Consider the following 984-nt stretch of genomic DNA (forward strand, 5'->3'; position numbering starts at 1 on the left):
CTCGGACAAAAGTGAAGAAGTATATGATGGATGTGAAAGGTCAGGTCGTCTATTTTGGACGGTCTGGCCTTTTTTGTTTTATATTGGAATATTTATACGATCTTAGAAGGAAATCAAGGAAATGTGTGGAAGGTGTAGAGGTAGCTTATCAAGGTGATCAGAAAACTCCCTTTTAGAATGGTCGAGATAGGAGTCGGATATATCCAAGCTAATGTCTATTAAAGAAAGTAGGGGTTTGTCTATAACTAAGTAGTTTAATTTGTAATCTTGTGATGAGATAGGAGGAACGATTTTGGGATTACCAGTATTATCAGAAGCAGATGTTGAAATCATTATTCCAAATTGTAAAGTCATAGGAGATCGATGCAATGGGGGACAAAAAGTTGTGTTTCCATGCATAATTAATGGAGATAAAAAATATGCAATAAAATTTATGCTAGTTAATCCAGCGATTTTTGAAGAAGGCAATCCAATTATAACCACGGATATTCTGGATGAAATCACAGCCCGTGCCATGAGAGAAGTTGAAATCATGAGGAAATGTGATAGCCCATATTTGATTAAATTAGGACATATAGAGTTTCAAAGGGTATCCTACAAAGATCAGATACTGATATTATTTTCAGAGGAATGGGTTGAGGGTGAGGATTTAAGTAAGGAACTAGCTAAAACAAAGGTACTTCAAATAATGGATGTAATTAAGTTAGGTACCCAGATAACTAGAGCAATTCAAGAGTTGTGGTCTCAATCAAAAGTTCATAGAGATATTAAACCAGGAAACATTTTGCATTGTTCGCATTCAGGAGATTTTTTACTATTGGATATGGGACTAGCCTTTGACTTGAGTGACAAGTCCTTAACTGCTTTTGGGGTAATACCTTGTACTAGAGCCTATGTATCACCAGAGCAGCTAAATATAGCTAAAAAGCGATTTATGGATTTTCGTTCTGATTTATTTAATTTAGGTATTGTAATGTATGATGT

At 35.1% G+C, this 984-nt stretch carries 1 protein-coding gene; it reads left to right on the top strand.

Features of this window, described 5'->3' with window-relative positions:
- Nucleotides 1-292: 292 nt before the first annotated feature.
- On the top strand, nt 293-984 hold a 692-nt coding region (locus tag DSOL_RS26110; RefSeq protein WP_075367602.1), incomplete at its 3' end, for a protein kinase domain-containing protein.

This window comes from Desulfosporosinus metallidurans (assembly GCF_001936615.1).
GTDB lineage: Bacteria > Bacillota > Desulfitobacteriia > Desulfitobacteriales > Desulfitobacteriaceae > Desulfosporosinus > Desulfosporosinus metallidurans.